This is a genomic window from Phenylobacterium sp. (assembly GCF_036263695.1).
Taxonomy (GTDB): Bacteria; Pseudomonadota; Alphaproteobacteria; order Caulobacterales; family Caulobacteraceae; genus Phenylobacterium.
Genome location: NZ_DATAGM010000012.1, coordinates 1 through 7162, shown reverse-complemented (window position 1 = coordinate 7162; position 7162 = coordinate 1). Strand labels below are relative to the sequence as shown.

General features: G+C 71.0%; 9 protein-coding genes and 1 pseudogene. 5 read left to right on the top strand and 5 right to left on the bottom strand.

The annotated features are described in order from the left end of the window. On the top strand, positions 1-869 hold an 869-nt coding region (locus tag VHK87_RS00435), incomplete at its 5' end, for a hypothetical protein (RefSeq protein WP_329632928.1). Positions 870-953: 84 nt separating this feature from the next. On the opposite strand, the gene VHK87_RS00430 is transcribed toward VHK87_RS00435, so the two are convergent. Next, positions 954-1328 carry a hypothetical protein gene (locus VHK87_RS00430; RefSeq protein WP_329632927.1) on the bottom strand — a complete coding sequence of 125 codons (375 nt, stop codon included), beginning with the start codon at positions 1326-1328 and terminating at the stop codon, positions 954-956. Positions 1329-1343: 15 nt separating this feature from the next. Next, positions 1344-2150, bottom strand: a complete 807-nt coding sequence (locus VHK87_RS00425) for a universal stress protein (RefSeq protein ID WP_414694078.1) — start codon at positions 2148-2150, stop codon at positions 1344-1346. 110 nt (positions 2151-2260) lie between these two features. Here VHK87_RS00425 and VHK87_RS00420 point away from each other — a divergent pair, with 110 nt between their 5' ends. Genes VHK87_RS00420 through VHK87_RS00410 form a run of 3 tightly spaced genes read left to right on the top strand, consistent with a single transcriptional unit; the run spans position 2261 to position 4386 of the window. Further along, on the top strand, positions 2261-2902 hold the full coding sequence (locus VHK87_RS00420) for an HD family hydrolase (RefSeq protein WP_329632925.1): 642 nt from the start codon (positions 2261-2263) through the stop codon (positions 2900-2902). A gap of 6 nt (positions 2903-2908) precedes the next feature. Next, entirely contained in the window at positions 2909-3424 is a 516-nt protein-coding gene (locus VHK87_RS00415; protein ID WP_329632924.1) for a hypothetical protein, read from the top strand. Then, positions 3424-4386 carry an NUDIX hydrolase gene (locus VHK87_RS00410; protein WP_414694077.1) on the top strand — a complete coding sequence of 321 codons (963 nt, stop codon included), beginning with the start codon at positions 3424-3426 and terminating at the stop codon, positions 4384-4386. The genes VHK87_RS00415 and VHK87_RS00410 overlap by 1 nt, the downstream gene beginning before the upstream one ends. On the opposite strand, the gene VHK87_RS00405 is transcribed toward VHK87_RS00410, so the two are convergent. From VHK87_RS00405 to VHK87_RS00395, 3 genes are all read right to left on the bottom strand, one after another. Beyond that, positions 4376-5314, bottom strand: coding sequence for a sterol desaturase family protein (locus VHK87_RS00405; RefSeq protein WP_329632922.1), 939 nt, complete (start codon positions 5312-5314; stop codon positions 4376-4378). The two genes, VHK87_RS00410 and VHK87_RS00405, sit on opposite strands and share 11 nt — an antisense overlap. After that, entirely contained in the window at positions 5311-5697 is a 387-nt protein-coding gene (locus tag VHK87_RS00400) for a hypothetical protein (RefSeq protein WP_329632921.1), read from the bottom strand. Before VHK87_RS00400 ends, VHK87_RS00405 begins: the two co-directional genes overlap by 4 nt. 110 nt (positions 5698-5807) lie before the next feature. Further along, positions 5808-6338, bottom strand: a complete 531-nt coding sequence (locus VHK87_RS00395; protein ID WP_329632920.1) for a porin family protein — start codon at positions 6336-6338, stop codon at positions 5808-5810. Positions 6339-6672: 334 nt separating this feature from the next. On the opposite strand from VHK87_RS00395, the pseudogene VHK87_RS00390 reads away from it, so the two are divergent. Beyond that, positions 6673-7162, top strand: a pseudogene (locus tag VHK87_RS00390) (hypothetical protein); the annotation flags it as partial.

Here is a 7162-nt window from a genome sequence, read left to right as displayed (position 1 = left end):
CCGGTCAGGTTCCGATAGAGAACCCGACCGGAGGCTTCTTCTCTATGAAGGCCATCTATCTGATCGCCGCGTCCGCCGCCGCTCTCAGCGTGGCGGCCTGCCACCCGGCCCCGAAGCGGCTGACGCGGCTCGACTGTCCTGAGACCCAAGGCGCCCTCACCCGCATCGGCCAGGCCGCCGACGGGCGCAGCTGCGCCTACGTCAGCGAGAACGGCGCCGAGGTCAGCCTGCGAATCGTCGAGGTGCAGGGCGGGCTCGACGCCACCCTCGCCCGGCTCGAGCAGGAGCTGAGGAGCTACATCCCGCCGCAAGCAGCCGCCGCGCCGGCCGCGGTTCAGAGCGCTGAGGCGCCGACGGCGGCCGAACCTGCCGCCGCCGCCGAGACCGCCGCGGTGGACGCGGCCGAGGGCGGCTCCAGCGCCGCCGCCGCGGCCCAGAAGGCCTCCGCCGAGGCGCGGGCCGACGCCGGCGGGCGGCTGAACGTCGAAGCGAGCGGTCCCGAGGGCGCCGAGGTGGTGCGGGTCGACATCCCGGGCATCCGCATCGAGGCCGACGAGGCCAACGACAAGGCCAACATCCAGATCGGCAAGATGACCATCCAGGCCGGCGACGAGGGGGCGACCGTCCGCACGCGCCGCGACGTGCGGCTGCGAGGCGAGGCCCTGTCGCGTGAGAAGCGCGGCGTGCGCGCCCGGCTGGTGATCGCCGGCGACCAGGTGGAGCCGAATTGGCGCTACCTGGAATACGAGGTGGGCGGCCGCAAGACCGGCCCGTTGGCGGTGGCCCTGGTGCGCGCCAAGGAAGGCGAAGCCATGGACCACGACCACGGCGATGTGGAGCGTTTGGTCCGGCGGAACGGCGGGGTGTGACGGCTGAAGCGCCCCCTCCACCGCCTCTCCCGGCGCGCAGGCGACGGGAGGTGGATCGGCGAGACGGAGGGCGCGCCCGGCGCTCTAGTTGACCGGCTGGACCTCGACGACCTTGTAGGTCAGCGGCCGGCCGTCCTCGTCGGTGACGGTGACGTACTCGCCCACCGCGAAGCGGTGCTCGCCCAGCCGGTAGACGGGCTCGTCGTCGACCGCATCATCTTCGTCATAGTCGAAGAACCAGCGCTGCCCGCGCTTGGCCAGGCGCCCGTCGGCGGGGTCCTCGTCGGGGGCGAAGCGGCGCACGGCGCAGTCGTTCTTGTGTTTGGCGTAGGCGGTCTCGTCGAGCTTGCCGTCGGCCGTCAGCGGCGCGGTGAGCGCGTAGCCGCGGTGATCGTCACCTCCGGCAAATTCGGTGCCGGGATTGCGGGCCAGCCGCATGACGATGCGCGAAAGAGTCATCGAACCTAGACCTCGTTAGTGGGACAGGAACAGCGACGGCTGGTCTGCGCCGAGCAGTGTGCGCGTCGTGCCCCCGAAAATGAATTCCTGCAGCCTTGGATGTCCGAACGCGCCGGCCACGAGAATGTTCGCCGACAGGCGCTGACAAGCCTTCAGAAGGCAGGGCCCGACCTCGCCCGGCTCCTCGAGCAGCTGGACCTCGGAGGTCACGCCACGGGCGGCGTAGTAGGCCTGCAGCCGCGCCGGATCGAACTTGCGGGCCTTGACCCCGGCCAGGATCACCACTTGGCTCGCCTTCTCCAGCAGCGGCAGGGCCAAGCGCGCGGCGCGGGAGGCTTCCTTGCCGCCGTCCCAGGCGACCGCCATGACCCCGCCGATCGACAGGCTCTCACGGGCGATCAGCACCGGCCGCTGCTCGTCGACGACGATCTGCTGGAAGGACTCGGCCAGCGGCCCGCGGCCGCGCGGCGGATCGTTGCTGAACACCACCACGTCGGAGAGCCGGCTCTCGGCGGAAAGCCCGGCCCAGACCGGCGTCTTGAGCGAGACCAGCGACTTCTTCGGATAGGGACAGGCGTCCATCGCGGCCTGGGCATGGCGCTCGCCCACGGCGGCGGCCTCGCGCAGCGACTCCAGGGCCGTGGTCTGTACGCCGCCCAGGAAGCCCTCGCCCATCCAGGGCATCACGTCGGCCACGTCGGCGGGGGTGTAGACGCCCGCCAGTTCGGCGCCGAACGGCTCGGCCAGCATCGCGGCGGCCTTGATCGCCTCGCGGTCCCCTGCACCCCCGGATAGAGGCGCCATGATCCTGGCCCAGCTCATTCAACTTCCCCCATTCACCCGGAGCCTTTGCGGCGCTCGGCGGTTCGACACATTGATCTTTCTCAGGCCATCCGTCAGTTCAGAACCTTGACTGTGAAAGGAACGCACAGGTGAGAAAAGGGCTGCGCCGCAAGGTGGAACCTCGCGCCTGGCAGCGGATGCTTTCCGGCCGCCGGCTTGACCTGCTCGACCCCTCGCCCATGGACATCGAGATCGAGGACATCGCCCACGGTCTGGCCCGCGTCGCGCGCTGGAACGGCCAGACGGTGGGCGAGCACGCCTTCTCCGTCGCTCAGCACTCCATCGTCGTCGAGGAGATCGTGGCCCACATTCGCCCCGAAATCGAGCCCCGCTGGCGGCTGGCGGCCCTGCTGCACGATGCGGCGGAATACGTGATCGGCGACATGATCAGCCCGTTCAAGGCGGCGCTGGGGATGGACTACAAGGCTTTCGAGGAACGTCTGGAGACGGCGATCCACGTCCGCTTCGGCCTGCCGGCCAAGGCGCCCGCCGAGGTCAAGACGCTGATCAAACAGGCGGACCGAGCCTGCGCCTTCTTCGAGGCGACGCAGCTGGCCGGCTTCGCCTACGACGAGGCGCTCGACTTCTTCGGCGCGCCGCCGGCCGGCTACGACCTGCACATCGAGCCGCTGCCGCCGGCCCAGGCCCAGGCCCGCTACGTGCAGCGGTTTCACATCCTCTCCGAGGCGGCGGGCTACACCTCCGCCGCCGTCGCGTTCGGAACGGAGTAGATCCCCATGGTGCTGATCGTCTGCGGCCTTGAGCCCCTGCCCGAGGTGATCGCCGCCCGCCGGCCCTCGCACGTTATCACCCTGCTCGATCCCGCCACCCTGATCGAGACGCCGGCCGGCATCGCGCCCGAGCGGCACCTGCGGCTGGGCGTCAACGACATCTGCGATCCCTGTGAGGGCATGATCCATCCGGACGAGACCGCTGTCGCCCGCATCCTGGAGTTCGGCCGCACCTGGGACGAGGCCGCCCCCATGGTCGTCCATTGCTGGGCGGGCATCAGCCGCTCGACCGCCACCGCCTTCGCCCTGGCCTGCGAGCGGTCGCCCGAGGTGAGCGAACTGGAGATCGCCAGGGTGATGCGCCGGGCCGCGCCGCACGCCTACCCCAATCGGCGCATCGTCGCCCTGGCCGACGACATGCTCGGCCGGCGCGGGCGGATGGTGGATGCGGTGGAGGCGATTGGCGACAACGGCTGGGTCAGCTCCGGGACGCCGTTCGACTTCCCGGTCCGCCACGGATGATGAGCGTCGTCATCGGCCTGTCGGCGGTGATCGTCGCCATCCGCGAGGGCGAAGCCGTGGTGCTGACCGTCCGGCCGCGGGCCAGCGAGCAGGCCGGCCTGCCGTTCGGCCCCTTCGACCCCGGCGGCCACCGCACGTTCGAACTGGCGCTGCGCGCCTTCGTCACCGAGCAGACCCGGTTCGAGCTCGGCTATGTGGAGCAGCTCTACACCTTCGGCGACATGGGCCGGGACGCCCCGCTCGCCGACATGGGCGACGGGAACGGCAAGGCGCGGGTGATCTCGGTCGGCTATCTGGCGCTGACGCCCCATCCCGTCGACATCACGGCCCTGGGGGCGGAATGGGCCTCCTTCGCGCGGTTCTTCCCTTGGGAGGACTGGCGCGGCGGGCGCCCGCCCGCCCTGGGCCCGCTGGAGGAGGCGCTGAAGGCCTGGTGCGGCTGCGGCGGGCCGGCCGAGGGCGCCCAGCGTCTCGCTCGCGCCCGGCTGCTGTTCGCCCTCGACGGCGCCCCCTGGAACGAGGAGCGGGTGCTGGAGCGCTATGAGTTGCTTTACGAAGCGGGCCTGGCGCCCGAGGCGGCGCGCGACCGGGGCGAGACGCCGGCCCGCAGCGAGGCGCTCACCGCCGCGCTCGGCGAGCCGATGATCTCCGACCATCGGCGGATCCTGGCCACCGCCCTCTCCCGCCTGCGCGGCAAGCTGAAGTACCGGCCCGTGGTGTTCGAGCTGATGCCGGACGCCTTCACCCTCTCGTCGCTGCAGCGGACAGTGGAGGCGATCGCGGGCGTGCCGCTGCACAAGCAGAACTTTCGCCGCGCCCTGGAGCGGGCCGACCTGGTGGAGGGGCTGGGCCGGCTGGAGACCGACACTGGCGGGCGGCCTGCCGAGCTGTTCCGCTTCCGCCGCGAGAGCCTGGCGGCCCGGCCGGTTTCCGGCCTCTCGCTGCCGCTGCTCAGGGAGTGACGCGGCCTGCGAAGTCGGCGGGCGGCTCGGGCGCGGCCGGCTGGGCCGCCTCCCAGCGGGCGCGGATATCCAGCGAGGTCTCCCGCGATCCGTCCGGGCTCCATCCGGGCCGGCCGAACAGGTAGCCCACCGCCTCCCTCGGAGATCGGGCCCGACGCAGGTCCGCGGCGATCCCCGCCCATTCGTGGAAGGCGACGCGGAGCGGGTTGAAGCTGGCGATGTTCTTTACCAGGCCGTAGCGGCAGGGCTCCTGCGCCCGCTCCGGCTCGAAGGTGCCAAACAACCGGTCCCAGACGATCAGCACGCCGGCGTAGTTGCGGTCCAGGTAACGGGGGTTGCGGGCGTGATGCACCCGATGGTGCGAGGGCGTGTTGAACACGGCCTCGAACCAGGCCGGCATCTTCCCGATCGCCTCGGTGTGGATCCAGAACTGGTAGACCAGGCTGATCCCCTTCTGGATCGCCACCATGGCCGGCGGGAAGCCCAGGAAGGACAGCGGCAGCCACAGGAGCCACGTGCCCGACACTCCGCCCGTCCAGGTCTGACGCAGGGCCGTGGAGAGGTTGTAGTGTTGGCTGGAATGGTGGTTGACGTGCGCCGCCCACCAGAACCGCCGCTCATGGCTGATCCGGTGGAACCAGTAGTAGGTCAGGTCCTCGGCCAGGAAGAGCAGGCCCCAGACCCAGACGGAGGTCATCGGGATGGTGAACAGCCGGTGCTCGTAGGCCCAGACCGCGGCGGCGAAGGTGAGGCCCCCGATCAGCAGGCCGGCGACGTTGCTGCCCAGGCCCAATGCTAGAGATGCGGCGGTGTCGCGCACCTCGTAGTTCGCCTTGGCCCGGCCCATCCGCGCCAGCACGATCTCCAAAACGATGGCCAGCACGAAGAAGGGGATCGCCAGGGCGACCGGGTCGAAGTCCGGTTTCACGCCGCCAGCTCGTTCGGCGGCCAGGCCTCCATGGCCAGCACCGCGCAGGGCGCGCCCGGATCCCCGAGCTCGAGGCGCAGCCGGCCGTCCCGCAGGGTGGCGGCGACGGCGTTGGTCCAGGGCATGTGCCGCGTCACGTAGCCGTCGCCCACCTGGTAGATCACCAGAGCCAACACGCCGGAGCGGCCGATGGCCCCCCGCCCGTCTGTGGAGACCCAGACCGCGTCGACCGTGCGCGCGAATTCGAGCATCAGCAGGTCCCTCGCCCGCTCCGCCGTCAGCGGCCCAACCGGCTTGGCGATGCGGGCCCAGGCCGAAAGGGCGACGAGCACGCCGACGGCCGCGACCGAGCCGGCGAATTGGATGAGGGTGCCTTTGTCCAACGCGTGTCCTCGAAGTTTCGAGGAGCCTCGGAGCTTGCGGCGGCGCGGTCAAGAAAAACGGCGCGCCCCCGAAGGGACGCGCCGCGAACTCAACTCTCCTCGACCGACGCTTAGAAGCGGCGGCTGTAGGCGACCGACCAAACGTCGGCTTCCAGGTCCTCGTCGAACTCGTGACGAGTGTAGTCGACGCGGACGCCGTTCTGGCCGTCGAAGAAGTACTGGCCGCCGACGCCGAAGGCCCAGCCGTCCAGATCGTCCGACGCCGAGCCGAAGCCGGTCGCCGAGGCTTCGATCTCAGCGGTCGAATAGCCGACGCGGCCGAGCAGCTCGAAGTTCTCGTTCAGGGGCAGGAAGCCCACGGCGTAGATGCCGAGTTGGTGCTTCAGTTCGAGGTCGGCGGTCACGCCCGGGGCGATGGTGACTTCTTCGTCGTTCACGCCAAAGGCGGCTTCGCCTTCGACGCCAAAGTTCGGGTGAAAACGGGCGCCCAGGCGAGCTTGCACCGCACCGAGGTCGCCGTCTTCAGCGTCGAGGTGGGCGTAGCCGATGTTGCCGTAAACAGAGGTGGCTTCTTGAGCCGAAGCCAGGCCGGGGAGGGCCAGGAGTGCAACGGCCGAGGCCGCGACAACGAGAGATTTCATGTTCTTGTCTCCAAATGCGGTTCTGCGCCGCGTGGGTGCTCTACCGGTTGAATCGGGGCAAAATCGAGTCGGCAGCCCGACTCTGTGACGCCTCAGCGACGGCCTGTGGCCGATGAGCCACACGGCAAACAGGCCCGAAAAGGCGCGTTTCTCATGTGAATTCCGCCAGATGGGCCCGCTCGCCGCGGCGGAGCCGGTCGCCGCTGCGGGTGGTCTCCGGCGACGGGGGCCGCCGCCGGATCAGGGGCGAATCGGCCCGACTGAGGCGAACGGCCACGGTCTGTACCGCCAAGGTTTTACACGGCGATAGCGCTTTCCCGGCCATCCTGCCGGCATGAGTCGCTCCGCTCTCAGGCCCCTGCCCTCTCTCGATGTCGCCCGCGCCGCCGCCCTGGAGGCGCGGCTTGCGCCGATCGTGCAGGCCGATGCCGTGCGGCGACGCCTGGCCGCGCACGTGCTGCTGGCGGCGAGCCTGCTGCTGGTGGCCGGCTGGCCCATCGCGGCGCTGTGGCTGCCGCTCGCCGCAGGCCTGACCCTGTGGGCCGCCGCGGTCGGCCGACAGCGGCTCGCACGCCGCGCCGGAGCGGCCGGAACGCTGGAGCGCTTGCTGCCGGCCGCGAGCGCCTACGGGTCCCCAGCGGCCCTGGCCCTCGCCGCCGCGGCGTTCGGCGGGCTCCGCGGCCTGGCGGCGGCCGGGTTCATGTTCGCCGGCCTCGCCGTCCAGGCGCTCGGCCAGGGGGACCTGGCCGCCTGCCGGCGCTGGGTCCGCCGTCAGGGGGCGAAGCGGGCCCCGGCCGCGCCCGTCCCGCGGCCGGCCAGGGCGC